The sequence below is a fragment of the Pseudomonas sp. 3B-A001-10F genome (assembly GCF_056313565.1).
Genome location: NZ_JBQYFW010000006.1, coordinates 181,795 through 207,333 on the forward strand (window position 1 = coordinate 181,795; position 25,539 = coordinate 207,333).

The 25,539-nt window shown below is 53.9% G+C and carries 21 protein-coding genes; 8 read left to right on the forward strand and 13 right to left on the reverse strand.

The window, feature by feature from the left end; all coding sequences use genetic code 11:
- Positions 1 to 6 precede the first annotated feature (6 nt).
- The 7 genes from AC0ZWN_RS08840 to AC0ZWN_RS08870 all read left to right on the forward strand — a co-directional run bounded on the left by AC0ZWN_RS08840 (position 7) and on the right by AC0ZWN_RS08870 (position 7,254).
- The gene (locus AC0ZWN_RS08840) at positions 7 to 1,704 is read left to right on the forward strand and encodes a sulfatase-like hydrolase/transferase (protein WP_476334733.1); all 1,698 of its coding nucleotides are present in this window, start codon (positions 7 to 9) and stop codon (positions 1,702 to 1,704) included.
- A gap of 173 nt (positions 1,705 to 1,877) precedes the next feature.
- On the forward strand, positions 1,878 to 2,531 hold the full coding sequence (locus AC0ZWN_RS08845; protein WP_476334735.1) for an ABC transporter ATP-binding protein: 654 nt from the start codon (positions 1,878 to 1,880) through the stop codon (positions 2,529 to 2,531).
- A complete protein-coding gene (locus AC0ZWN_RS08850) occupies positions 2,528 to 4,999 on the forward strand; it encodes an FtsX-like permease family protein (RefSeq protein WP_476334736.1) in 2,472 nt (823 codons plus the stop codon). Before AC0ZWN_RS08845 ends, AC0ZWN_RS08850 begins: the two co-directional genes overlap by 4 nt.
- Positions 4,989 to 6,056 carry a lipocalin-like domain-containing protein gene (locus tag AC0ZWN_RS08855; protein WP_476334737.1) on the forward strand — a complete coding sequence of 356 codons (1,068 nt, stop codon included), beginning with the start codon at positions 4,989 to 4,991 and terminating at the stop codon, positions 6,054 to 6,056. The genes AC0ZWN_RS08850 and AC0ZWN_RS08855 overlap by 11 nt, the downstream gene beginning before the upstream one ends.
- Before the next feature lie 77 nt (positions 6,057 to 6,133).
- Positions 6,134 to 6,376 carry a hypothetical protein gene (locus AC0ZWN_RS08860; protein WP_476334738.1) on the forward strand — a complete coding sequence of 81 codons (243 nt, stop codon included), beginning with the start codon at positions 6,134 to 6,136 and terminating at the stop codon, positions 6,374 to 6,376.
- Between the two features lie 10 nt (positions 6,377 to 6,386).
- Positions 6,387 to 6,584 carry a hypothetical protein gene (locus AC0ZWN_RS08865; protein ID WP_186624614.1) on the forward strand — a complete coding sequence of 66 codons (198 nt, stop codon included), beginning with the start codon at positions 6,387 to 6,389 and terminating at the stop codon, positions 6,582 to 6,584.
- An 85-nt stretch (positions 6,585 to 6,669) separates the two neighbouring features.
- Complete coding sequence (locus AC0ZWN_RS08870; protein WP_095047534.1) at positions 6,670 to 7,254, forward strand: hypothetical protein; 585 nt, start codon at positions 6,670 to 6,672, stop codon at positions 7,252 to 7,254.
- 349 nt (positions 7,255 to 7,603) lie between these two features.
- Here the strand turns inward: AC0ZWN_RS08870 and AC0ZWN_RS08875 are convergent, their stop codons facing one another.
- Positions 7,604 to 8,413 (reverse strand): glycosyltransferase family 2 protein, encoded by an 810-nt coding sequence (locus tag AC0ZWN_RS08875; protein ID WP_476334739.1) that lies wholly within the window; start codon positions 8,411 to 8,413, stop codon positions 7,604 to 7,606.
- 225 nt (positions 8,414 to 8,638) lie between these two features.
- Between AC0ZWN_RS08875 and AC0ZWN_RS08880 the strand changes: the two genes are divergently transcribed.
- Positions 8,639 to 9,451, forward strand: a complete 813-nt coding sequence (locus AC0ZWN_RS08880; protein ID WP_476334740.1) for a VanW family protein — start codon at positions 8,639 to 8,641, stop codon at positions 9,449 to 9,451.
- A 165-nt stretch (positions 9,452 to 9,616) separates the two neighbouring features.
- Here the strand turns inward: AC0ZWN_RS08880 and AC0ZWN_RS08885 are convergent, their stop codons facing one another.
- The 12 genes from AC0ZWN_RS08885 to hglS all read right to left on the reverse strand — a co-directional run bounded on the left by AC0ZWN_RS08885 (position 9,617) and on the right by hglS (position 25,480).
- On the reverse strand, positions 9,617 to 10,651 hold the full coding sequence (locus tag AC0ZWN_RS08885) for a hypothetical protein (RefSeq protein ID WP_414927476.1): 1,035 nt from the start codon (positions 10,649 to 10,651) through the stop codon (positions 9,617 to 9,619).
- Between the two features lie 116 nt (positions 10,652 to 10,767).
- A complete protein-coding gene (locus AC0ZWN_RS08890) occupies positions 10,768 to 11,820 on the reverse strand; it encodes a DUF6708 domain-containing protein (protein ID WP_476334741.1) in 1,053 nt (350 codons plus the stop codon).
- 158 nt (positions 11,821 to 11,978) lie between these two features.
- Positions 11,979 to 12,956, reverse strand: coding sequence for a tetratricopeptide repeat protein (locus AC0ZWN_RS08895; protein ID WP_476334742.1), 978 nt, complete (start codon positions 12,954 to 12,956; stop codon positions 11,979 to 11,981).
- A 17-nt stretch (positions 12,957 to 12,973) separates the two neighbouring features.
- Positions 12,974 to 13,942 (reverse strand): tetratricopeptide repeat protein, encoded by a 969-nt coding sequence (locus tag AC0ZWN_RS08900; protein ID WP_476334743.1) that lies wholly within the window; start codon positions 13,940 to 13,942, stop codon positions 12,974 to 12,976.
- Positions 13,943 to 14,172: 230 nt separating this feature from the next.
- Positions 14,173 to 15,138 carry a tetratricopeptide repeat protein gene (locus AC0ZWN_RS08905; RefSeq protein ID WP_476334744.1) on the reverse strand — a complete coding sequence of 322 codons (966 nt, stop codon included), beginning with the start codon at positions 15,136 to 15,138 and terminating at the stop codon, positions 14,173 to 14,175.
- A gap of 110 nt (positions 15,139 to 15,248) precedes the next feature.
- On the reverse strand, positions 15,249 to 16,226 hold the full coding sequence (locus AC0ZWN_RS08910) for a tetratricopeptide repeat protein (protein ID WP_476334745.1): 978 nt from the start codon (positions 16,224 to 16,226) through the stop codon (positions 15,249 to 15,251).
- A gap of 9 nt (positions 16,227 to 16,235) precedes the next feature.
- Positions 16,236 to 17,207: a tetratricopeptide repeat protein gene (locus AC0ZWN_RS08915; RefSeq protein ID WP_476334746.1), complete on the reverse strand. Its 972-nt coding sequence runs from the start codon at positions 17,205 to 17,207 to the stop codon at positions 16,236 to 16,238.
- Positions 17,200 to 20,208: a hypothetical protein gene (locus tag AC0ZWN_RS08920; protein ID WP_476334747.1), complete on the reverse strand. Its 3,009-nt coding sequence runs from the start codon at positions 20,206 to 20,208 to the stop codon at positions 17,200 to 17,202. The genes AC0ZWN_RS08915 and AC0ZWN_RS08920 overlap by 8 nt, the downstream gene beginning before the upstream one ends.
- Before the next feature lies 1 nt (position 20,209).
- The gene (locus AC0ZWN_RS08925; RefSeq protein ID WP_476334748.1) at positions 20,210 to 21,043 is read right to left on the reverse strand and encodes a DUF4123 domain-containing protein; all 834 of its coding nucleotides are present in this window, start codon (positions 21,041 to 21,043) and stop codon (positions 20,210 to 20,212) included.
- Positions 21,028 to 23,106: a type VI secretion system Vgr family protein gene (locus AC0ZWN_RS08930; protein WP_476334749.1), complete on the reverse strand. Its 2,079-nt coding sequence runs from the start codon at positions 23,104 to 23,106 to the stop codon at positions 21,028 to 21,030. The genes AC0ZWN_RS08925 and AC0ZWN_RS08930 overlap by 16 nt, the downstream gene beginning before the upstream one ends.
- A 130-nt stretch (positions 23,107 to 23,236) precedes the next feature.
- Positions 23,237 to 23,752, reverse strand: a complete 516-nt coding sequence (locus AC0ZWN_RS08935; RefSeq protein WP_007919523.1) for an Hcp family type VI secretion system effector — start codon at positions 23,750 to 23,752, stop codon at positions 23,237 to 23,239.
- 345 nt (positions 23,753 to 24,097) lie between these two features.
- The gene (hglS, locus tag AC0ZWN_RS08940) at positions 24,098 to 25,480 is read right to left on the reverse strand and encodes a 2-oxoadipate dioxygenase/decarboxylase HglS (protein WP_476334751.1); all 1,383 of its coding nucleotides are present in this window, start codon (positions 25,478 to 25,480) and stop codon (positions 24,098 to 24,100) included.
- Between the last annotated feature and the right edge of the window lie 59 nt (positions 25,481 to 25,539).

Sequence of the window (25,539 nt, forward strand, 5' to 3'; positions counted from 1 at the left end):
ATCGCCATGTTCAGATATGCCAAAGAATTGTTCTTAATTGTTTATTTACTGATTTATTCCGAATATTACTTTGATCGGTTAAATGCTATCGGCCTCAGTTTTTCTGTACTTCTTTTTGGCGCGATGTTTTTGGCGCTGACTTTAGCGTTATATCTAACGGCGTATATAAAACAGGCTCTCATTCGCCACGTTTTCGCATTGGCAATGTTTGTCTCGGCAGTGTTTTTCGATGTCTATACCCGGGTCACGGCGGATTACCTGACCTACAGCGGTTTCGTGTCATTGGTTTACTCCGGCGGTTTCATCCAGGAAGCGGCGTACCAGTACCGGGACGCGATCCTGCGTGGCGTGCTTAGCGGTTTGCTGTTGCTGTTTGCCATCGGTCTGAAACCCCGCCATAGCCTGGCGATTCCCAACGCGTTACGTGTGGCGGCGCCGGTGTGCGGCGTGTTGCTGCTCAGTGCGGTGCTGTTCTTGCGTGCGGGCGAGGGCGCGCGGGGTTTGCCGATCATGTACACGCCGCTGGCCTACCTGAACCTGTTTGCCTATGAAGCCCTGCACAACACCGTCGGCCCGCGCGAACCGGTGACACTGGCACGCAGCTCGCAAGCTGTCGGCCATGACATCGTGCTGATCATCGACGAAAGCATCTCCGGCAATTATCTGGACATCAACGCGCCGTTCGGGGTGCACAGCAACCTCAAACAAGCGCGTCCCGGCGTCGATATCTTCAATTACGGCTACGCCGCCTCCATCGCCAATTGCAGCGCCGACACCAACGTGACCCTGCGTTACGGCGGCACCCGCGCCGACTACATGCGCATCAACACCACGTTGCCGTCGATCTGGCAGTACGCCAAGAAAGCTGGGCTGCGCACCGTGTACATCGACGCCCAGCGCACCGCCGGCAATCTGCAGAACCTGATGACCGATACCGAGAAGAAGGACATCGATCAGTTCGTGCAATTCGACCAGACCAGCGTGCGCGATCGCGACATGGCGGCAGCGGCGAAGCTGATCGAATTGCTCAACGACGACCAGTCAGAGCTGGTGGTGATCAATAAGGTCGGCGCGCACTTTCCGGTGCACGACAAATACCCGGATGCGTTCATGGCCTACCGCCCGACCTTGCCGCGCGGGCAGTTCACCGAAGTGGCCGATACCGGCGAACGCAACGGTTTCAACGGCCAGCCAGACGATTGGGTGCTGTACCGCAACGCCTACAAGAACACCGTGTTGTGGAATGTCGGTGAGTTTTTCGCGCGAGTGTTCGCCGAGGCCAATCTGAATAATGCGCTGCTGATCTATACGTCTGATCATGGCCAGGATTTGCATGAACGCGGTAATCCGGGGTTGAACACCCATTGCGGCGGCGACCCGGTGGAGGAGGAGGGCCTGGTGCCGCTGGTGGTGATTCAGGGCAGCGATCTGAAAACCCTGGACTGGTCAGCGCAATTGGCCGCGAACAAGGATCGCTCCAGCCACTACAACATCTTCCCGACGCTGTTGCAGTTGATGGGCTATGACCTGGCGGGGATCGAGGCTGTTTATGGCAAGCCACTGAGTGTCGCGACGGCGGATGAGTTCACCTTCAACTACCGCTTCAATGCACGGTTGGGTGCCAAGCCTGAGTGGAAGCACATTGATCTGGGCAGCATTGTCACGCCGTCGCAGGCGCCGACGAGTGTGGCGGCGGGGCAGTAAGTTTGAGTTGGCTGGGCTGACGCTTTCGCGAGCAGGCTCGCTCCCACCTTTGTAATGCGATCAACCTGTGGGAGCGAGCCTGCTCGCGAAGGGGCGGTTTGCTTCAACGCAAGATTCAGGTCTGTCATCGCCATCCGCTATCCTTGCCCCACACTGACCGATCAGGTGGCGGCATGCTTCGTGTTGAAAACGTCTTCAAAAGCTATCTCACCCCGCAAGGCCCATTGCCGGTGCTGCAAGGCGTCGACCTGACGCTGGAATCCGGCAGCAGCCTGGCACTGATGGGCGAATCCGGCAGTGGCAAAAGCACCTTGCTGCACCTGGTGGCCGGTCTCGACAAAGTCGACAGCGGCAGCATTCGCAGCGGCGAGCATCGACTTGAGGTGATGAACGAGGCGCAACTGGCGAACTGGCGGCGGACGGAAATCGGTCTGGTGTTCCAGCAGTTCAACCTGATCGGCAGTCTACGCGTCGAGGACAATCTGGCCTTTCAGGCGCGCCTGGCCGGGCGCCATGAACCGCGTTGGCAGGCGCATCTGGTGCAGCGTCTGGGCCTGGGCGATTTGCTCAAGCGTTATCCCGAGCAACTTTCCGGTGGCCAGCAGCAGCGGGTCGCCTTGGGCCGGGCGCTGGCGTCGCAGCCGAAATTGCTGCTGGCCGATGAGCCCACCGGCAGCCTCGATGAAGCCACCAGCGATGAAGTGCTGCGCTTGTTGCTTGAGTTGCTCGATGACACGCCCACTACATTGTTGATGGTCACTCACAGTCAGCGGGTTGCGGCGCGATTGGCGCAGCGAGTGGTGTTGTCCAGCGGGCGGCTGACGTGATCGTTTTCCGACAAACCCTGCGTGCGCTGCTCAGCCATTGGCGGCGTCATCCAGTGCAGTTTTTCAGCGTGCTGACCGGCTTGTGGCTGGCGACCAGTCTGCTCACTGGCGTCGAGGCGCTGAACAGTCAGGCGCGTGACAGCTACGCGCGGGCCAGCCAGTTGATCGGCGGCGAACCCCAGGCCAGTCTCAGTACGCCGAACGGCGCGACGTTCGCACAGCAATGGTTCGTTGACCTGCGCCGAGCGGGCTGGCCGGTATCGCCGCTATTGCAGGGGCGGTTGTTGCTCAAGGGCCATGAAGATCAGCGCCTGCAACTGATGGGCATCGAGCCGGTGTCATTGCCGGCCGATTCCGCAGTGGCCGGGCAGGCGCTGCCGATTGAGCGTGTTGTCGAGTTTTTCACGCCGCCGGGCAGTACGTGGATTTCACCGGAAACCTTGCAGGCGCTGGCTCTGCGTGAAGGCGACACACCACAAACGGCTAATGGGCTGCGCTTGCCACCGTTGCTCGCGCAAAAGGACATGGCGCCCGGCGTATTGCTGGTGGACATCGGCGTCGCGCAAACCCTGCTTGAACAACCCGGACAATTGTCGCGGCTATTGCTGCCCAAGGATTTCCACGCCGAGTTGCCGGCCTCCTTCAAAGGTCTGTTGCAAATCAAAAGCAGCGGCGAGGAAAACAATCTGGCGCGGTTGACCGAGAGTTTTCACCTGAATCTCGATGCGTTAGGGTTTTTGTCATTCGTGGTGGGCTTGTTCATCGTCCACGCTGCGATTGGCCTGGCTCTTGAGCAACGACGCGGTCTGCTGCGTACGTTGCGCGCCTGCGGGGTCAGCGCGCGGATGTTGATCGTGTGCCTGATCGTCGAACTGGGTGTTCTGGCGCTGATCGGCGGATTGTTCGGTGTGATCAGCGGCTATTGGTTAGCGAGTGTCTTGCTGCCGGATGTCGCCGCCAGCTTGCGCGGTTTATATGGCGCGGAAGTGGCGGGGCAACTGCGCCTGAGTCCGTGGTGGTGGTTCAGCGGCATCGGCTTGAGCCTGCTCGGCGCGTTGCTCGCCGGGTCCAACAGTCTGCTGCGCGCCGCCCGTTTGCCGTTGTTGGCCGTAGCGGATCCGCAAGCCTGGCATCAGCAATATGCACGTTGGCTGCGTCGACAAGGCTGGCTGGCGGCAGTGCTCGGTTTGCTGGCCTTGGTGGCGTTGATCTGGGGTGACAGTCTGGCCAGCGGTTTTGTCCTGATGGCCGGGTTGCTGATCGGCGCCGCGTTGGCTTTGCCGGTGTTGCTCAGTGCGCTGTTGAATCAGTTGCTCGGGCGCAGTCGCTCGGTGCTGGGGCAGTGGTTTCTCGCCGATTGTCGTCAGCAATTGCCGGCACTGAGCCTGGCGCTGATGGCGTTGCTTTTGGCGCTCGCCGCCAACATCGGTGCCGGCAGCATGACCGCCGGTTTTCGCCAGACCTTCGATGACTGGCTCGAACAACGCCTGAGCGCCGAGCTGTATATCAACCCGAGCAATCCGGCACAGTCGCGGGAAATGTACAGCTGGCTAAAGCAGCAGCCGAACATCGCGGCGATTCTGCCCAACTGGCAGGTCGCGGTGACGTTGCAGGGCTGGCCGGCGGAAGTGTTCGGCATCATCGATCACGAGCATTATCGCCAGCACTGGCCGCTGCTCGATGCCGTTGGCGGCGATCCGTGGGCGCATCTCGCGACGGATGATGCGGTGATGCTCAGTGAGCAAATCGCCCGGCGCCTGAAACTACACGTGGGTGAACACGTGGCGATTCCGACACCCAACGGCACTTGGTCGCCGCGCATCGTTGGCATCTACGCCGACTACGGCAATCCCAAGGGGCATTTGCTGGTCAGCATCCACCACCTGCTGCGCGGCTGGCCGCAACTGACGCCGAACCGCTTCAATTTGCGTATTGACCCGCAGAATATCCCGGGACTTTTAGCAGCATTGCAGACGCGTTTTCAACTCGATGACAGTCGCATCGTTGATCAGGCGCGGCTCAAGGGCTGGTCGGTGCAGGTCTTCGAACGGACCTTTGCGGCGACGGCGGCGTTGAACAGCTTGACCCTGGCGGTGGCGGGTGTGGCGCTGTTCATCAGCCTGCTGACGCAAAGCCAGAGTCGCCTCGGACAACTCGCACCGCTGTGGGCGCTGGGCGTAACGCGGCGGCAATTGATGCTGCTCAATCTTGGTCAGACCTGGCTGTTGGCGGTGCTGACGCTGGTGTTAGCGTTGCCGCTGGGGATCGCGCTGGCGTGGTGCCTGGATGCGGTGATCAACGTGCAGGCGTTTGGCTGGCGGCTGCCGTTACGGGTGTTCCCATGGCAACTGCTGCAACTGATGGGGCTGGCGTTGCTGGCGACATTGCTGGCGTCGGCATGGCCGCTGTACTCGTTGTACCGCACGCAACCGGCGGACCTGTTGAGGACGTTTGCCCATGAGGATTAACCGCGTTGTGCTGATGGTTTTGTTGCTGCTCGGCGGTTGCGATCAATCGGCGCCGGAGCAGAAGGGCTTCGCCGGGATGGGCAATCAGGCGTTGGCGTTTACGCCGGTGGTGCCGGGGCGGGTGTTCAGTTTTCCCGCTGATCACGGGGCGCATGACGGCTTTCGCATTGAGTGGTGGTACGTCACCGCCAATCTCAAGGATCAGCAGGGCAATGAATTCGGCGTGCAGTGGACCTTGTTTCGCAGCGCTTTAAAACCTGTGGCGGAGACGGCAGGGTGGGGCAATCAAACGATCTGGCTGGGGCATGCGGCGGTGACGTCGAGCACGGTACATCACGCTGCCGAACGTTATGCGCGAGGCGGGGTGGGGCAGGCGGGTGTGCAACTGGCGCCGTTCGAGGCGTGGATCGATGATTGGCGGTTCGCCAGTCAGGCGCAGGATCCCCTGAGCGACCTGCAACTCAGCGCTCGTGACAAGGATTTCGCCTATCAACTGCACCTCATTTCCAGTCGTCCGTTGGTGTTGCAGGGCGACAAGGGTTTCAGTCAGAAATCCGAAGAAGGTCAGGCGTCGTATTACTACAGCCAGCCGTTTTTTCAGGCTAGCGGCACATTGCAGATTGACGGCCAGAGCTACGCCGTCAGTGGCCCCGCGTGGCTCGATCGCGAATGGAGCAGCCAGCCGCTGACCGCCAATCAAACCGGTTGGGACTGGTTCTCTCTGCACCTGGACAGCGGCGAACACGTGATGCTTTACCGCATGCGTCAGAAGGACGGTGCGCCGTATCTCACCGGCACGTGGATCGCTGCCGACGGCCAGACGCAAACCCTGCGCAGTTCGCAGATCCAGCTCACCCCGCAAGACACCGCAAAAGTCGCCGGCCGGGCGATGCCGGTGAAATGGTCGATCAGCATCCCCGACAAACACCTCGACATCAGCCTCGACGCGCTCAACCCCAACGCCTGGATGAACCTGCGCATCCCGTACTGGGAAGGCCCGGTGCACATCAGCGGCAGCCATCCCGGCCAGGGCTATCTGGAAATGACCGGGTACTGAAAACTCTCCTGCAAAGGATCGGTTTGAACTTGGCTTGGTGTGTTGTCCTCTACAGAAAAATCTGCCGAGGATTAGCCATGAGCGACGACCTGCAACCCCCAGACATGACCACCTGGCAGCGCCTGTTCGACGACCAGACCTACTGGCAGCAATCCCCCGACGCGCATTACTTCGACCTGCAACGCATCGCCGACGACCTGCTCGGCCAGGGCGCCATTGACCTGGAGCAATGGCAGTTTCTGCGCGCCAAGGCCGACGATCTGCACAAGGACTCACCGGCGATCAACGTCGCCCGTGAACTCGACGACCCCAAAGCCTGAGGACAACCCCATGAAACCCATCACCCAAGGCGAACACCCCGACGAACCCCGTCCACCGGGCGAGACCGAACGTGACAACGACGCCCTGCGGCCCACCGACCCGAAACAGCGTGAAAACAATGGCAAAGGCACGCCCAGCGGCGAATCCACCGCGCAAGACACCGCCAAGCAACAAACCTCGCCGTCACAAACCAAAGCCAAGCCCTGAACAGCGTCTATGCTCAGTGGCACGCTCGGCGTCGAAGCCGCTTCAACGCCGGGCGCTGCCATTCATCACAGGGAAAGTATTGATTATGAAGCTCGACGCACTGGCCAAGGCCATCACTCTCGCAACCGTACTGTCCGCCACCAGCTTCGGCGCACTGGCTGCCGATATTCCGCTGTCTGCCACTGTTGAAGCCGATCAGGTCACCACCAAAGTGATCTCCGTCGATGCCGCCAACCATCAGGTTGTGCTGGAAGGTGCCGAAGGCAAGCCGGTTCACGTTCAGCTCAGTGACAAGGCGAAAAACCTCGCCAATCTGAAGGTGGGCGATCAGGTCAACATCCAGGTACAGCGTTCTGTCGCCGCTTACCTCGACACCGATGTGGATAAAGGTCTGCCTGGCACTACCGAACGTACCGGTGAGTTGCGTAAGGCTCCGGGCAGCGATAACCCCGGTGGCGAGGCGTATCGTCAGGTTCAGGTGCAGTTGAAAATCACCAAAATTGATTTGAAGACAAATCAGGTGACCCTGCAAAACCCGCAAGGTCAATCGAAAGTCCTCGACGTGAAACAGCCTGAAATTCAAGCCAAGCTGAAAGATCTGAAAGAAGGGCAGAGCGTTATTGTCACTTACACCGATATCTTAAAAGTGACCAGTCAACACGAAAGTTGAGCTTTAACTCTACAGGATGACTGCTCTTGTACAGTTTTTGTATGAGAGTAGTCATACTATTAGTGTGATTTGACCTCATTGAAAGTTTCATGAAAGGAATCGCCGATAAATATCTATTAACGTTTCCGTACATAAATTTCATATTCAAGAATGAGGACATAAGCGCCAACTTCTATTAAAATCCACCCCGTTCGCCCAGTGTCAGGGCTCTTTACCGGTGCATGGATTGCCAGGCCATTACACTGGGCGAACACCTCTTCGGAGTGGATGTATACAATTTCTGCAAACAAAAAGGGCGACTTTATAGTCGCCCTTTTTGTTTGCTGTGAATTAGACCGAGGTGTGCGCTTCAGCTGTGTCTAGCTGCCCCTTGAAAGCGCTTCAGCGTGGCCTGATACATTTTTGTCCTGCGGTGATTTGCCCCGTAGGTGCCCGCCGCCGCGACGGTTCCTGACTGAATGTGATCCAGATAGCTGAAAATCTTGCGCGGTGACAGGAACTTGATGCCATAGCCCAGGCTGCTCATTTGATCTTGCAGCGCATAACCGGGCACCTGCTCATCCATGCAGAAGTGCAGGCCCAGGGACTTCATCAGACGGACATTCCACAATGTGCAGAAACTTTTCAGATGAGTTTCTTTGTAGGGTCTTGGCATTTTCGAGCGCATGCCAAGACGTACTTTAGCTTTACGTACATAGTGCTTGCAGAAACGCGAAGTTAACCGCCAAGTGTCACGAACAACCCCGCGATTGAGTTGTTCTACACAACCGACTGCGGCCATATCCGGTTTTTTCGTGCATTCACGCATCATCATGGCGAACACTTCTTTGTCGTAGACAAAGGTGTCGGTGTGCAACAGGAACAAGTAATCAGTGTCGACTTTTTCCAGCGCCAGATCCAGCGCCTTGCCATGCGCAATATGGCCGATTTCCTTGCCCGGGGAAGGCCGTTCAATCAAGTTGATCCAGTCGAGCGAACGCAAGTAATCGAGACTGGCATCCGCCGAATCGTTGTCCACCACCCACACCGGAATGCGCTGCTCCTGGACGTGCTCACGCAAAAGCTCGAGGCACATTCGGGTGATGTCCGGGGTTTTGTAATTTACCAAGACAAGGCTGAAATTCGACGCTGGCTGGGCTGGTAAATCAAACGCGTTCATGTCGGAAGGACTCATCTGCGATTCAAGGACAACAGGGTTTCGTTGCCGCGATCGTAGCGAGGCAACCTTAGTCGAACCTTAATTTGCGGATGTGACGGTAGATGTATGCCGAAGAGAGGCTGCTGGTCTAATGAAATGCATGGGGGTGCTGCCGGTCATAAGCGGATAAAATGCGCGCCCCTCTCACGGTTCAAGGAAGAAACGGCGCACGCCGTTGTGTCACGGATGAAACCTCTTTCCCTCTACCACCCGGCCTTGTACTGGCTGCGCGTGTGGCAAAAAAGACTGTTCCGCCAGATCGCCTGGCACTGTTCCAGCAAACGCTACGCACGCCCCGTCGCCGCAGCCGAGCGTCTGCCATATCGCTACCTCAAACACACCTCGAAACTCATCCGCAAACTCGGCAACTCCGACCTCGCTCTGCAACACAACAAAGTCATCAACCTCAAACTCGCCGTCGCCGCCATCGACAGCATCATCATCGCCCCCGGCGAACACTTCTCCTTCTGCCGCCTCGTCGGCCGCCCGACCTTGAAGCGCGGCTACGTTGAAGGCATGGAACTGTCATTCGGCGAGGCACGACGCGGTGTAGGCGGCGGCATTTGCCAACTGAGCAACCTGATTCACTGGATGGCGATTCATTCACCGCTGGTGGTAGTCGAACGCTCCAACCACAGCTTCGACCCGTTTCCGGACGAAGGGCGGGTGCTGCCGTTTGGATCCGGGGCGGCGATTTTCTACAACTACGTTGATCTGGTGCTGCACAACCCGACGGATCGGCACTTTCAGTTGAAGTTGAACGTCGGCGAGACACAACTCGAAGGGGAGTTGCTGTGTGATCGGGTGAGGGAATATCGCTATCACGTGTTCCAGGAGGCGCATCGGTTTGTGCGGGAGGGGGCGCGGGTGTATCGGGAGAATGAGATCTGGCGGGAGGTCAGGGAAAAGGGGCAGGTGGGGGCTTTGGTGGAAAGGGAGAGGCTTTATCGGAATCGGGTCGTGGTGAAGTATGAAGTGGCGGGCGAACTGGTTGAATAGATGCATTGTGAATGCGGGGTTTCAGCTTTGATGACGTACTGTTGCTCTTCAGATTTTCGCGGATTTTTATGTGGGTTAGCTGTTTACCGAGTAAGGGGGGCAGGCTATTCGGGGGGAGACCACTTCTAGAAGAAAGAAAACGTGGTTTATCCCCCGATTGTCTATTTACTGTGCTTGATCAGATCGCTTGAGTTTGAAATGGTCGAGAAAAGTTTTCCCCTTTGAAAAGGTCGAGCGAATCTCGGCACTTTTATTTAAAAGTTCCTCGCTCGGATTTGCATGCTGATCAGTGGATATTGGCTTCGACCACTGCAGTACTTCTTTAGGGAATTTTGCCTTTGGGCGGTTATTTACCCAACCGGAAATATAGCAGGGCAAAGTCCAGCCGCTAAAAAACTGTATCGTCAGGAAGCCCCAGGCGTAACGGATTACGGAGTGTTCTGCTCGGTAAGTTCGTCGACATAAATGGAAAAATGCCACACTTCCTTCTTCAAGTTCGTCTGTTTGTGGCGCAGGCAAGGCTGAGGGTCCTTCTTCCATATAGGCCCGTATAGCCTCCCATTCGGAAATCGCTAAACTTAAGCTCCCACAAGCGACCGATGACCAAAGAATGTTTCCGGTTTCTGCTTCACGCAAGCCGATCATTAATTTGAATTCAGGTATCGTTGCATATTGCGTTACTAGCTGGCCAGCAGATACGCAAGCAATAGTACTTTCCCAAGCTACATAATGAGGGCGAGTTCCTCTTTTTGGAATGAAAACGATCTCGCGACGTTGACGGTTAAAACGTATGGGTGGATGTTGTGTGATCTGGCGTGTAGAAAGATAAAAGACCACTGTATAAAGCAAGGCTAATGGTATTACAATCGCCCACACAACCGGGCCGGAGAAGAACTCCCACCAACTTGATAAGAACGGTTCAAAATTTCGTCGTAGCCAGGACAAGTATCCGGTTGCAAGAAATAGGAAAATAATAAAAAACATGACGACGCCAATACCCACTCTTGCCATGAACTCAAAGTTTCCGCGTCCTACGGAAAAATCCAAGTAGGTTTCGTTTGCCTCTTGATGTAAATTGCGGGCGCTGAAGGCTTGCACCCCTGTGGGAAATGGCACCGGCGAAAGATAAATAAATTCGGTTCCGAATTTGTTTTCAGTGTCACCGGCTTGGGGCAAACGGTAGGATTTTTTATCAGGCATTCAATTGGTCCGGTAGAGTGTCCTTCGTGGTTGCTCTATTTCGCCGTTGTATATGGCATCTTACGGGAACTCGGAATGCGCCATATATACTAGCGACGCAAAGTCCTAGGTAGTAATTATTCACTTGTCTGGGATTTTGTATCCACATCAGAGAGTTTTACGCTGAAGTAATCTAAAAGAGTCTTCCCTCTTGCGAAGTGCTTGCGGATTTCTTCGGTTTCCGCAACTAGCTCTTTGCTGGGCTTTGCATGATCTGCTAGTGGGAGGGGCTTTGACCACTCTAATACTTCCTTGGGGAAAAGCACTTTAGGACGATTGTTAATCCATTCGGATATGTAGCATGGTAAAGTCCAGCCACTAAATAACTGAATTGTGATAAAACCCCAGATGTAACGTACTAGGGAATGTTCTTCGCGATAGCTTTCACGGCATAATTTGAAAAACTCGACAGTACCTTCTTCAAGTTCGTCGCTATAATTGGTTGGGAGGCTGTCTATACCATTCTCCATGTAAGCTCTAATAGCCTCCCATTCTGATATCGCCAGACTTAAGCTACCACATGGTATTACGCTCCAAAGGACTTCGCCGCTGGTCGTTTCGCGCAGACCGATCATTAGCTTGTGCTCTGGGGTTACAGAATATTGTGTTATCAGTTTGCCGGAAGATATGCAGACTATAACGCTTTCCCAACATATATACTTGGGTTTGTCTCGCTTTTTAGCTACGTATACAACTTCGCGGCGCTCACGATTAAAACGTAGAGGCGGGTTTGAAGAGAACTCATTGGCTAACTTTATAAAATAATAAAGATAGAGTGCGGCAATCGATAGAATTATGAACCATATCACGGGGTTGAAGAAAAAGCTGGCCCAGGCACTCAGGAACGGTTCTGAGTATCTTCTGATCCAAGAAGCGAAAGCTGAGAAGAAAAAAAGTGAGGTGATAATTAACATTATCGAACCAATACCAATTCGCGCCATGAACTCGAAGTTCCCTTGTCCTGTAGAAAAGTCCAGGAAGGTACTATTGGCGTTGCGGTGTAGTTGCCGAGTGGTGATTGCAGGCATCCCGGTTGGTATCGGTTTTGGAGATAAGTATATTATTTCTAGTCCATTTTCTTTTTCGAAGTCCCCCGCGTGGGGTAATCGCTCATACTTACTTTTAAGCACTTGGGTTCTCCATCCTTGCTTCCTTTGCTCCTGCGGCGGCTCTGAAAGAAATGGCTGTTTTGGAAGGAAAAAGCGACGGATTATTTAATTGCTGAAGTATCTGTTAAATAAATCTATCGCTTTGTGTTGTTGGTTGTTCTCTATTTGCAATGGATTTGCTAGTAACCGTATGTCGGATGGAAATACGATAAAGGAGGGTGGGATTTTTCCCATTCTTTTGCGAATGATATTCCTAGTTTTATTTCTCCAGGTTGCATTTTTTTTGCTATTTCAAGGAGGTTCAATCTTGCATCTTCCGGTGCGATTGCTCCGCCTTTGAGGCTTGCTATCAAGTAGGTGAAGCCGTAAGCCTTAACGAGATCTAAAGGAAATCCATAAGTATCTGGAAGATGGGCAATATTTAATGCATAACCCCCTAGTGCATTTATATGTCCGGATTCAGCTGTTTTTTTGAGCCAGCTTCCTACTTCTTCTTTACTACCATTGTGTTCATATAAATAGTTTGCGTACAGATACATGCCCGGAGGAAAACCTCCTTCTGCTGAAGCCTTAAACCATTTTTTAACTGCTTTCTCGCGACTCCCAGGGATCAAAAACCATCCCTCTCCACTTTGGTAAGCACTGGCGAGCCGCTGTTGAGCAAAATTATCACCCGATTCTGCGGCTCGTTCCAGCCATTCCAATCCTTGATTTGCCGTAAACAGCACAACCATTGCCTCAGTATCACCTTTGTCGGCACGTTCACGGGCAATTTTTAAAGCTTGCTCTCTCCAATCAACATTACCTTTCCCCGCGCAGTCATCTAGTAAGTTGCAAGGATCCTTTTTACTACTTAGACGTAGCATAGCGTAAAGTTCACCTTGCTCTGCCGCAGCTACGTACCAATTTCTGGCCTCCTCTGTCATGTAGCGATTACTCAGTCGTATCGCCTCACCTAGAAAATATTGAGATTTTTTATCGCCGGCCTCAGCCGCGGTTCGTAAAAACGGTTGGGAGGAAGTCCATGCACCTTGCTTGTAAAGCATAATGCCAGTTTCTTTCGCTACCGCTTGATTTTCAATTAATTGGGCGTTGGAAATTGATGTTGTGGAAACCCACAAGGCGATGCTTAAGAAAAGAGGGCGGAGAGCGGACACAGATAAACTTCCTTAGGTCAGTAGCCGTAAGCCGGAACAAAGTAGGAAAGTGGTGGGTGAGTCTTTTCCCAATCTTTGGCAAAGCGAATCCCATCCTCGATTTCTTGAGGAATCATCTTTTCGGCAATTTCAGAGAGGCTTCTTCGAGCATCCTCAGGGGCTACGCCACCGCCTTGCAAATGGGAGATAAGGTAGGTGATTCCATAGGCTTCTACCAAGTCCAAAGGGAATCCGTAACTGTCAGGGAGATGCGCGACAGTGAGGGCATATCCACCAGCAGCATCAATATGACCTGACTCAGCCGCTTTTTTTAGCCAATATCCTACATCTTCTTTGCGCGCATTATTTTCATATAAAAAATTTGAGTATAGGTACATGCCCGGCGGGTAACCGCTGTCAGCTGAAGCTTTGAACCATTTTTCAACGGCTTTCTCGCGACTACCAGGAATAAGGAACCAACCCTCACCATCTTTGTACTTACCAGCGAGCGTTTTTTGAGCAAATCCACTGCCTGCTGTCGCTGCCTTTTCTAACCATTGCAAACCTTGGCTAGCGGTGAATAAAAAAATCATTGCCTCAGTATCGCCTTTCTCGGCGCGTTCATTTGCAATCTGCAGCGCATAACTCCGCCATTCTTCATCGTTTTTACCTAAGCAACTTTCCATCTCTTTGCACAAGTTATGCGCACTCAGCCGAAGCATTGCGTACAAATTTCCTTGATTGGCTGCGGATTTGTACCATTTTTTTGCATCTTCGGTGGTGTAGCGGTGGCTGAGGCGGATAGCCTCTCCCAGGTAATATTGCGCTGTACTATCCCCTGCATCTGCAGCGATTTTCAGTAGTGGCTGTGAATCGTACCAATCACTTTGTTGATACAGGATAATGCCGTTATTTCTTGCTAATAGCTCTTCTGTCGTTAGCTCTGCGGAAGCTGGAGTGAATAAAAATATTGAGTACAAAATGATGATATAAATTATTTTAGTCAACGATTCGTCCTTTATTGAAAGCCTTGACTACTTGAGTGGGGGGGATGATGGCCAAAGTATGCGTTCGATTAAGTGCGGTGGCTATAGATTCTTGTCTCTGGTGCAAATAAGTCTGATCACTCAATGGTGTTTTTAATTTTGGGGGCATGCCACATGTAAAACATGATAAACCATGTTCTGCCCCTGAATGTAATTGAGCGAAGGTAGGGTTGTTAAGAATATTTGATCGTCTAGTATCCGTATATTGGGTCAAAATAAGACAAGGGTGGGTGATTTTTTTTCCATTCTTTCGAAAACTCAATCCCTTCTGTTATTTCTACAGGATTCATCTTTTTAGCTAAATCCGGGAGCAGACGCTTTGCATCTTCTGGCGCTGTTCCTGCTTCCAGTTTCGAAAGTAAAAGCGTCAAACCGTATGCTTCAATCAGATTTTCTGGGTAACCAAGCTCATTGGACGGATCTGAAATTTTGTAAGCGTAGGTGCCAACTGCATCTATATGACTGTATTCCGCTGATTTTTTCACCCAGTATGCGATCTCTTCTTTACTACCATTATGGTCGTATAAGTAATTCGCATAGAGGAACATACCTCTCGGGTTACCGCCTTCCGATGACGCTTTAAACCATTTGATAATCGCTTTTTCTCGACTACCTGGAATCAAAAACCACCCGGCACCGCTTTTGTAAGCGCTAGCCAGCATTTGTTGTGCGTAACTGTCACCTGCTTCGGCCGCTTTCTCAAGCCATGGCAGGCCCTGTCCAGCCGTATACAGGACGGTCATTGCTTCTGTGTCGCCTTTTTTTGCTCGTTCTTGTGCCGTTGTTAGTGAACGCTCTCGCCAGTCCACTCCATTTTTATCTGTGCAGGTACCCATACTTCCGCACAAGTCATTTTTATTGCTTAAGCGGAGCATTGCATATAAAAAACCTTGCTCAGCTGAGGCCTCATACCATTTTTTTGCGTCTGGAGTGATATAGCGCTGACTGAGTCTAATAGCTTCGCCCAAATAATATTGTGCGTCACGATCCCCTGCCTCTGCAGCAATGTTCAGAAAGGGCTGGGAGTCGTACCAGTCACTCTGTTTGAAAAGAATAACTCCCGTTTCTCCTGCTTCTTTTTGCGCTGCTGTCATTCCGGCGGAAGCTAGGTTAGACAGTGCTAACGAGAGCAATAAAAATAAGGTGTTTTTGATCATTGGTGGGATCTAAAAAATTTAATTTCTCGTTATGCGATCGTTGGTTTTACAAATACCCAAGGGCTAGTCGCACTTAGAACATTTGGCGGTAATCTTGGCAATAAATTGGTTTAATATCCGTAAATTGGATCAAAATAGGAAAGCGGAGGGTGTATTTTTTCCCATTCCTTTGCGAATGAAATTCCCATTTCGATTTCTTCAGGTTTCATTTTTTCTGCAATCTCAGGGAGGCTGATCTTCGCTTCTCTTGGTGCTGCTCCCCCTCCTTGGAGCTGTGTTATCAAATACGTAAAGCCATAGGCTTTGACTAAATCGAGCGGAAAGTCGTAACTATTCGGGAGGTGGGCGATATTGAGAGCATAGCTTCCAAGTGCATCGATATGTCCTGCTTCAGCTGTTTTTTTAAGCCAATGTCCTATCTCTTCCCTTTTTCCATTGTGCTCATATAGGTAGTTAGCATAAAGGTACATTCCGGGAGGATAGCCCCCTTCCGCAGACGCCTTAAACCAATTCTTGACTGCTTTCTCTCGACTGCCTGGGATCAGGAACGAACCCTGTCCATTTTGATAGGCACTTGCTAGAAGTTGCTGGGCAAAGTTATCACCCGACTCTGCAGCCTTTTCTAACCACTCCAAACCTTGTTGAGCTGTGAAGAGCGCAGTCATTGCTTCGGTGTCGCCTCTCTTCGCGCGCTCATGTGCAGTTTTTAAGGCCTGCGCCCGCCAGTCCTGACCACTTTTTTGCTTGCAGGTTTCGATAATAGTGCAGAGATCTTCTTTGTTACTGAGACGCAGCATGGCATAGATATGTCCTTGTTCGGCTGCGGCCTCATACCATTTCACGGCTTCCTCTGTCATGTAGCGATTACTTAGGCGGATGGCCTCGCCTAAGTAGTATTGAGCGTCTCGATCACCCGTTTCGGCGGCGGTTTGCAAAAAAGACTGTGAAGAAGTCCAAGCGCTTTGATGGTAAAGCGCGATACCGCGATCTTTGGCCGTAGCTTGATTCTCTGTCAATTGGGTGGCATAAACATCTAGTGCAAGAATTAAGAGAAGAAAGCTTGTCACTAGTTTCATGATTAATGCCACGTCGAGTTCTCAATAGCCGTAAACAGGGACGAAATAAGAAAGCGGTGGGCGCGTTTTCTTCCATTCTTCCGCAAATAGAAGGCCTTGCTTGATTTCTTGTTCTGACATTTTCTCTGCTATATCAGGCAATATCATCTTTCCATCTTCGGCGCCTGTTCCACCACCCTCAAGCTTGGACATTAGGTACGCTAATCCATACGCTTCCACTAAATTTTTAGTGTAGCCAAGATTGTCCGGCAGATGAGCTATGCTCAGCGCATAGTTGCCCATGGCATCGATGTACCCACTTTCGGCAGATTTTTTTAGCCAGTAGGCTGCATCTTCTTTTTTACCGTGGTGTTCATACAAATAATTGGCGTAAAGATACATGGCTCGCGGATAACCCCCATTAGCCGAGGCTCCATACCATTGTTCAACAGCTTTTTCGCGGCTGCCAGGAATAAGAAACCATCCTTCCCCATCTTTGTAAACTCCGGCAAGTGTATTTTGAGCTAATGGGTCGCCTGCATCTGCAGCCTTCTCCAACCAACTAAGACCTTGCTCGGTGATAAACAATACTGTCATGGCTTCTGTGTCGCCTTTATCGGCGCGCTCACGAGCAGTTACTATTACTTTCTCACGCCATTCATCAGCGCTCTTGCCCGTACATATTGCCAGATCGCTGCAGATGTCATTTTTGCTGCTCAGACGAAGCATCGCGTAAAGGTTGCCCTGTTCAGCTGCCGCCTCATACCATTTCCTTGCCTCGGAAGTTGTATATCGTTCGCTTAGCCGAATTGCCTCTGCTAAATAATACTGAGAAATGCTATCTCCAGCTTCTGCAGCTTTCGCTAGTAGTGGCTGAGAATCGTACCAGTCATTTTGTTGATAAAGAATTAACCCCTTCTCTTTTGCCGATTGTTGTTCCGGTGTTATTTTTGCGAAAGCGGCACAAGGAAGGAGTACTGAGAGCAACAGGCCGAAGATAATCTTGTTAATCAATGTCAGGTCCTTTGTAAACCGCTTTCGTGTCTTGAATTGGCGCAAACGCCGGACCTTTGTAAATTGTAGTGAATTCGCAGTGTCCATTTAAACGTGCACCCAGTTTTTCTACATGTTCACGATAACGTGATCTTATTTTATTGCTGATTCCGTCGAGCGCGTAAACCCGCTCTGCCATAAAAGTATCAAGTTTTAGTTTATTCTTGCAATATGTGGTGCCTGCTTGTTTCGGACGTATCCCGTCGCGATTCATACATATAATTGATTCTTCGAATTGCTGGGCCGCATTAGCCTTGGAAGCTATCCATCTTAAACATTGCTCGATGGCTCTCTGTTGCAGGTGATATGCATTGTCCTCGTCGAAGGTTTTGTTCTTCTGATTTTCCTCCACAGTAAAGGACGCAGGGGCTGCGCTTAGCGCCATTAGTAATGGTCCAAAGGCTTGAGGTTGTAGGTTAAACACCCAATCCTGCATTTCCTTCTGATTCTTGTCATTAACGATTGAGTAAGCAATCAACCCCCCACGCCCCCCCTCAGTCAGCGCATCAAATATCCCTTTAACAATCGCATACCCACGCACATAGGCAAACGCCACATCGATACCAGTGGCGCCGAGGAAGCTCAGTTTTTGCAGGTAGTCCATGGCTTCGCCATCGACCCACTCAAGATCCTTGTATTGGTTCGCGGCCATTTCCTGTCGCACCAGTTCCGTCAAGGCTACGATGCTGTCGTAGCCGACTTCAAAGGTCAAATACCCTTTGACGCCTGCGCCCCAGACCAGCGCGCCCTTGATCGATAACAGCAGTAGGCCGTTTTGCATCCGCAGTTGCATGTCGCCGGTGTAGCCGGCACCGATGGCCACGGCCACTTCAACTTCCAGTTTGGCCATAGGGCGCCACTGGTTGGCCGAAATGCGATTGGGCACGGGAGCAGGCGGGAGGACGCTTGGGGGAGGGCACCAGAACAGTTTGCCGGTGACTTTGCACCCGGCTTGGGCGCCGGCAAACACTTCGAACTTGGCGAGGTCGCCGGATTTTTCAGCGATGTCCACACCGACCAAGCTGGTGTAGCCGGTTTTCTGGTCCAGGGTCAGGTCGCGTGACAGCATGAGGCTTGCGCCAGCGAATCCCCAGGCCTTGGCTTCCAGATCCAGAGACAGTTTGCCGAAGTTGACGCTGCGCACGCTGCCGTCCTGGGCCTTGTATTTCGCGACCCAAGGATCGGCTTTTGCCCGTTTCGGGAATTCGACTTTGAGTAAGCTGACTTCCCCGCGCCACGCTGTTACATCCAGTGCAACTTCTACGTTGGCAATCTGAGGGGAACCACTTTTCAGAGTGGGGCCTTCCATTTTCACTTCGGACAGCAGGTTGGCACTTTCCGGGAGTAAGCATCGAACCAGTTGGGCCTGTGGGCTGTTGTCGAACAGCATGAGGTTGCGCAACTGCTTATCTTCGAAAACCATGGCTTTGAGGTTTTCGCCCCAGCTTTTGCGTTTGGCTTCGGCTTTGATGCTTTCGACTCTGTAGCCTTTGGCTTCCAGTGCGGTGAAGAATTTTTCAGGCACGAAAAGTCCATGTTCATCGAACCATGGTCCCTTTTCATCGAACTGCAGCGCGCCTTCCTGTTCCAGCCAATCACTGAATATCCGGTCGTCGTCGGATTCTTTGGCAATCGACTTTGGCAAACTGGTCGCGAGTTCTTTGAGTTGACCCTCGAATGCGTTGCCGCTGACCTGTGCCAGATGTTTCAGGCTGATGTGGTTCAGGATCGTCGTCGACGATGCGCTGCTGAGCTCACGCAGTGGAATGTTTGTTTTGGCCAGTCGTTCGAGGGGTTTTGGCTTGTAGCTTTCCGCGTCCCAGAGAAACAGACGGGGCGGCTTCAGTGTTCGAACGCGTGCTTCGGCGGTGTTCTGAATTCGCTCTGCCTCGTCATTCAGGTCGTACCACTGTTTCTGCAAGCTGACGAAGAGCACGCCGGGTGGCGCAGATTTGCCGCCAGTGGCCGAGACCCATTGGGAGTAACGTTCTTCGATCTTTTTCTCAAGCTCATCGCGTTTGGTGGTCAGCTCGATGAATGCCTGAAAATCCTCGGTACCGGCGTATTGGTCATCGGGACTCAGCGCAAACTCGGGAACTGCAATCCCGCACTCGGCAAGCTCGACGATGGCATTGATGTACTTGGACATCAGGTCTTTCAACGCCAGGATGTTGATTTGCACACCCTTGAGTTTCTTTTCGTCGATCTCGCCGGTTTCAATCAGCTTTTTGTGAAGGGCCTTATATTCTTTCAGATGTTCCCAAGCCGAGGCGATCTTCTTGGTGCCTGGATCGAACATTTTGTAGCCGTGGGCTTTCGCCTTGTCGCGCTCTTTAATGTACGTATCGATGGCTTCACAGGCCTTTAACGCGCGCGGGGTATAGAAGACGCCGTTTTCTCGTTTGTACCCCAACGTTTTTGCTTTTTCGTCGGAAACTTTTTCGAGGGTTTCCGTGTTTTTCTGGTTTTTCTCGATGCGTTGTCCCGCGTGGAACATCTCGCGCTCGGCGTGCATCGTGGCGTCGCTATCACCCTTTGCTTTTGCCGTTTCCCAATCCTTGCGGCACTGCGCCTTTTTGGCAGTGTCTTCGGGGATTGCCGACTTCGACGCCAGGTAACTGCTATGTTGCTCGCCTTCGAGAAAGGCTTCCGGGCCAGGGGTGAGGAAGTAGTCCATCAAACCCGCGTCGGCGATGTTGCTCATGCGCGTGGCTTTATCAGCGTCGACGGTTTTCTGTTTGAGCAGGCTGACGCTTTCCTTGAGTTTCTCGGACGTGCGCTTGGGCAACAGCCAGAAACGGCGCTGACCGGTGACGTAGATGATGTCGTCATAGCTGCTGCTGCAGCCCGGCTTCTTGTCTTTGCAGAACGTTTCCGCGTCGGCAGTCTTTTTTGGTGGATCGGCCGGAATGACAACAGGTGGTTGTTCTGGCGCGGGTGTTTGTTCGGACGTACCTGTCATCTCAGACTTCCAGTCGTTGTACTTTCTCGAATGCCGGCATGTCGCTGCTCAGCACGTTCATGATGTCGGTGCGGGCCTGCAACGGACCTTGATTCAGATTCGGCAGCAGGTGCTCAAGATGACGTCCTTCTTCAATGCCGTGATCCACCAGCAGTTGCAAATTATCGGCCACGTCAGACAATTGCGAATCCGATAAGCCCGCTGCGGACTCGGCGTTCCGCAGCCGAATCCAGTACCACCAGCGGATCTCATCGAACGCTATCAGCGTGTCGCTCTTCAGGTGCAGCGGATATTTTTGTTCGCCATTAGAGGCATCAACTTTCTCTGTTTGTTCCCAAACACGCCATTGTTGATCGTCGCTGTGGGCGGGCGGGGTGTAGACGCTGGCCCAAGGGCCGAACAGCGCTCGGGCGGGTACCGTCAGCGCCAGCGCGCTCCAGAATGCCGGGTCGTAGTAGCGCGCCAGCGAGTCACCATGAGACGGGTCGTTCATGCGCAGGAGGCGACGAGCATGCAAGAGCGCGGTCTCTGGCTTTTCACGCGAGGTCAGCAAAATTCCCGCGCGGTTGTCGCGGCATAGCTCTATGGCTTGGGCGGCGGCAGGACTTCCCGGTGTCAGTTGCAGCCAGATCGGACTGACATCATTCATTTCGGCAAACGGCGTGTCCTGAAACAGCTTTTCAACACCATTCAACCCGGACTGTTGATAAAGCTTTTCCAGAGCCCGAGGCTGGCGAACGCTGTCGATGATGCCATACAGGGTGCGGTTTCCACTGTTGCCCGATGGCGTTGTGGCCACGGGTTGTTCAAGGAAATGACTCAGCCATTCAGACATGGGCAAACCTCTCGCGAGCAAGCGCCATTGGCTTGCTTTCCACAGATCGGAACAAGGGGCAGGCCTTGAACGCTTTTTCGTACAAACGGATTGGTCATTGGCGGGACTAATACCTTGCCAGCCTTGTCGGCGTCAGCCTGTTTCACGACGCCCGGCAACAAAGGAGCCGCACCGGTGCCGCTCCCCGGACTACCCCCCGAGTTCATATTGATCACCGGCCCACTCATGGTCACACCACCAGCATCAATCTTGATGAAGCTGCCGCCGCCGATCAGGGTCAGCTCTGCGCCTGCTTCCATCACCACTTTCATGCCGCTGCTGAGGTGGATTTCCTGGCCTGCGTCGATGAACTGGCCGGTGCCGATCTTGATGTGCTGATTGACGCCGACGGTGAGGTGGTCGTTGGCGCGGGTTTCGACTTTGCGGTCGGCGTAGACGGTATGGTGTTCTTCGGCCTTGAACTCGCTGTAGCTGTTCTTTTCTACGGTGTCGTGGCGTTCGTTGCCGACGCGGATTTTCTGGTCGTGCTCGACGTTTTCGTCCCAGTCACGCTGGGCGTGCAGGTATATCTGCTCCTGACCTTTTTTGTCTTCGATGCGCAGTTCGTTGTAGCCGCCACCGCCCATGGAACTGAGGGTCTTGAAGGTGCTGCGGGTCTTGTTCGCCGGCAGTGGATAGGGGACGGTGTTTTCCTTGTGGTACAGGCAGCCGCTGATCAACGGTTGATCGGGGTCGCCTTCAAGGAAGGTGACCAGCACTTCCATGCCGATGCGTGGGATGGCGATGCCGCCGTACTGGGCGCCGGCCCAGGCGCTGGAGACGCGCAGCCAGCAGCTGGTTTTGTCGTCGGCCTGGCCTTCGCGGTCCCAGTGGAACTGGACTTTGACGCGGCCGTATTCGTCGCAGTGGATCTCTTCACCTTTCGGGCCAGTGACCACGGCGCTCTGGCTGCCGAGGATGCGCGGTTTTGGATGGCGCAGGGGCGGGCGGTTCGGCACGTCCCACGGGGTCGCCTGGAAGCGGTTGCGGTAGCCCTGGTGGAAATCGTCTTTGAGTGCGGTGGTGTCGCTGGTCACCGACTCTTCGAGGACCTGCGGCTGCTTGCCTTCGTGGTGGACTTCGGTGAGCAGCCAGAGGTCATTCCATTTGGCTTTCGGGTGCGCGGTCAGGGCGAGGAAGTGGCCGCTGACCAGCAACGGCTGATCGCTCTTGCCTTCAGCTAGCTTGAAATCGCTGCGATGACGTTCGAGGGCGCGTTTGGCCAGGTGTTTGCCGCGCTCGCGGTCGATGAAACGACCCGGATAATCGTAGTCTTCGAGGTCGGGCAGGGCGTCGCCACGGTTTTCGCTTTCGAGGGTGAGGCGTGGTTTTTCGAAATCGTAATCGCGGCGGGTGGTGCGGCTGGTACGGGTTTCCAGACGCAGGTCGAAGCGCTTGATCACCGGGTCGCTGGCGACCATGCCGGAGTCTTGCTGATAGGCCACAGGCTTGAGTTTCGGGAACACCGTCTGGTCATCGCCGAATACCAGTTTGTGCGCCGTCGCCGTGTGCTCGAAGTGGTAATGAATACCTTCTTCCTCGCACAGGCGCTGGATGAAATGCAGGTCCGATTCATCGTATTGCACGCAGTAGATGCGCTCGGGATAGATCGAACCGGTCTTGAATTCGTAGGCGTTGCTTTGAATGCCGTGCTCTTCGAGGACCATGCCGATGATTTTCGGTACGGTGAGGTTTTGGAAGATGCGCTGGTTGATGCGGTGCGCCAGGTACGACAGTTGCGGGCGCAGGGTCACCGAGTAACGGGTCAGGCGTTTGCCCGAATCACCTTGCGCGGCGCGGTAGATCTGGCCGTGGATGCCGCTGCCGTCGGGCGACAGTTGCAGGAAGGCCGGTTTGTGCAGCAGGGTTTCGAGGTCCAGCGACGGCTGCTCACTGACCAGCTCCACCTCGAACACAAAAGGCTGGCTGATGGCTTCCCGGCCGGTGAGGGTAAACACCTGGAAATCGGCGGAAAGACCTTCGATGGTCAGGGCAAAGTGAGTTTCATTGGCCGGCGCGAACATCCCTTGTTCCTCGTGCTGTACAGCGGCGTGAGTCGACGACCGCAAAACGGCTCAACTTACGCGAAATTCTGGAGGGCGAAAACAACATCGACCAGCAGAGCTGGCCGATGCTTGTAACGATCAGCCGTAATTAAACGACTGGAGCACGCCAGTCATCGGAACCCGAAGTACCGGATACTTCGTGGGTCCAGGTGATTTTACGGTAGGTGAACTGCACTTCTTCCAGGTGGGTGAAGTGCGAGTTGCCTGGATCCTGGCAGTTGTGCATTTTGTTGTTGATGGCGACGATGATCGCGTCTTCCAGTTTGGTGGTGTAGTAGTGCTCTTGGGTACCTTGAGCAGAAGTACGGAACCACTGGATAACGATTTCGCTCATGCGCTCGCCGGAGGTCAGAGCGGCTTGCAGCAGTGGCGAAGCCTTGTCGTAGACCTTGGTGATCACAACTGGCTTGTGAACGCGCTGACCGGTTGGCTGACCGGATTGTGGGTCACGCGGGATGATTACGTCGTGGCTGAAAGCCTGAACCATAACCTGGTCTTCGTGGCCTTCCTGGTAGGTGTTGCCTACGGAGTCAGCGGTGAAAGCGCCTGCAGTGATCAGGCCTTGTTTTTCGCCGGTAACCGACATGTACGCTGGTGTTGCCATGGGGTGCTCTCCTTGCGGAATAATTTAAGGTGCCCGGGAGGCGAAATCGCCCGGTGGGTGCCTGACTGTTATCAAGGAGCGTGCCAACAATTGTGCCGGCCATACGGGCCGGGGTGTTTGTCTGATTTTTCAGGCGCTTGTGCGAAATAAAGCGCTCGCCCAATGCAAAAGTGCGCAAGAAGTTGCGCAGTACTGCGCAACTTCTTGCGCACTTGGCTGCAGGCCTTGTACGACGTGGCTCTCAGCGGTTTTAGCGGTCTGTTTTGCAAAACAAGTGCGCAACTTCTTGCACACAATGGCCAGATGCCTTCATTTGGCTGAAGCGGCTGCTTAAAAACTTTCAAATCAAAAGATCGCAAGTTGTGTCAGACACTCATCAATGGAACGCTGCTGCGTCGCCGCATACAACCCCAACTCATCAATGGTCGCGCGCCCCAGCGCCTGCTCGAACGCCTGCCGATTGGAATGCTCGCCATAATGCGCCTGCGCCGCATCGCCAAGGTTCGACTGAAAAATCCCCGCTGCGCTCACCGGCAGGAAATCTTCGTACACCAACGGTTCCGCTTTCACATGACCATCGCGCAACAAGTCTTCCAGAGACGAACTCCCAAGTCCTGCCGCTGACAGTCCTTTTTCCGTAACGAAATAGCGAAAGTACGCCAGCTCTTGTTCACGCATACCCTCGACACTGTCAGGAAATTCGCCAAAGTGCTGAGCCATCAGCGCGTTGTAGCGTGCGGCGTTGGCTTCGTTGGGGAAGTCGCCGAGTTCATCGCGCGCGGCATTCAGCAAACGGTCATACAGCTCCCGACCTTTGGGGGTGAGTGCCGCGCCGCGCTGTTCGATTTCGCCGAAACGCGCGCTGTGACTGCCACGGGTCTGGTTCTGATCGGTGAAGGCGATCGGCTCGTCCAGCGCCTTGAAACTGGTCTGGCGCAACAGGATCGGGCACTGCCGGCGCGGCGGACCTTCGATGACGGCCTTCGGGGTGATGCCATGGGCCGGCATCTGTTCCTGAACACTGTCGATGTCCAGCGTGCGCGGCGTCAGGTGATTGATGTGTGGGCCTTTAAACGCCACGACGTCGGCGATCAAGCGATGTTGCGCGCTCAACGTCTGATATTGCGCAGCGGTAACCGTAGCGCTGTGATGCCAGCGAAAAGTTTCCAGTGCCTGTAAGACGAATGCCTCGGCCTCGCTTTCATCCAATCCGCCTGCGGTTTCAGCTTGCGCGATCAGGCGCATCGCCTCCGGGGTAAAGATCGAACGCTTGGCCAGAACTGATTCGGCAAAGGCACGTAGCTGCGGGTCTTCAATCAATTCCAGGCGCAACAACGAGGTGAACACGCGGAACGGACTGATCTGCAGCGCCTCCTCATGCACCGCGCGAAACGCCGTGGAGTGCACCGGCACGCCCGCCGGAGTCAGGTCGTAATAGCCCACCGGTTGCATGCCCATGACCGCAAACAGGCGGGCGAGGGTGGCCAGCTCCGTCGCGGTGCCGACGCGAATGGCGCCATGGCGCTCCATGTCCAGCCGTTGGATTTCGCCGGTGCTGTTGAGCTGCTCGGCGATATCCGGCTGACGGGCCAGCACCTCGCGGTTGGTCTGCTCCACCAGCTCCATCAGTGCACCGTACAGCGGCACTTCTTCGCGGTACATGTCGGACATCGCTTTGGAGAAGCGTTGGCGGATCAGGTCGGGGCTGACGAACGGCTGCACAGTCATGAAAAAAATTCCTGCCACGGTCACGGAATGGATGAGGGAAAAGATCGCAGCCTTCTCGC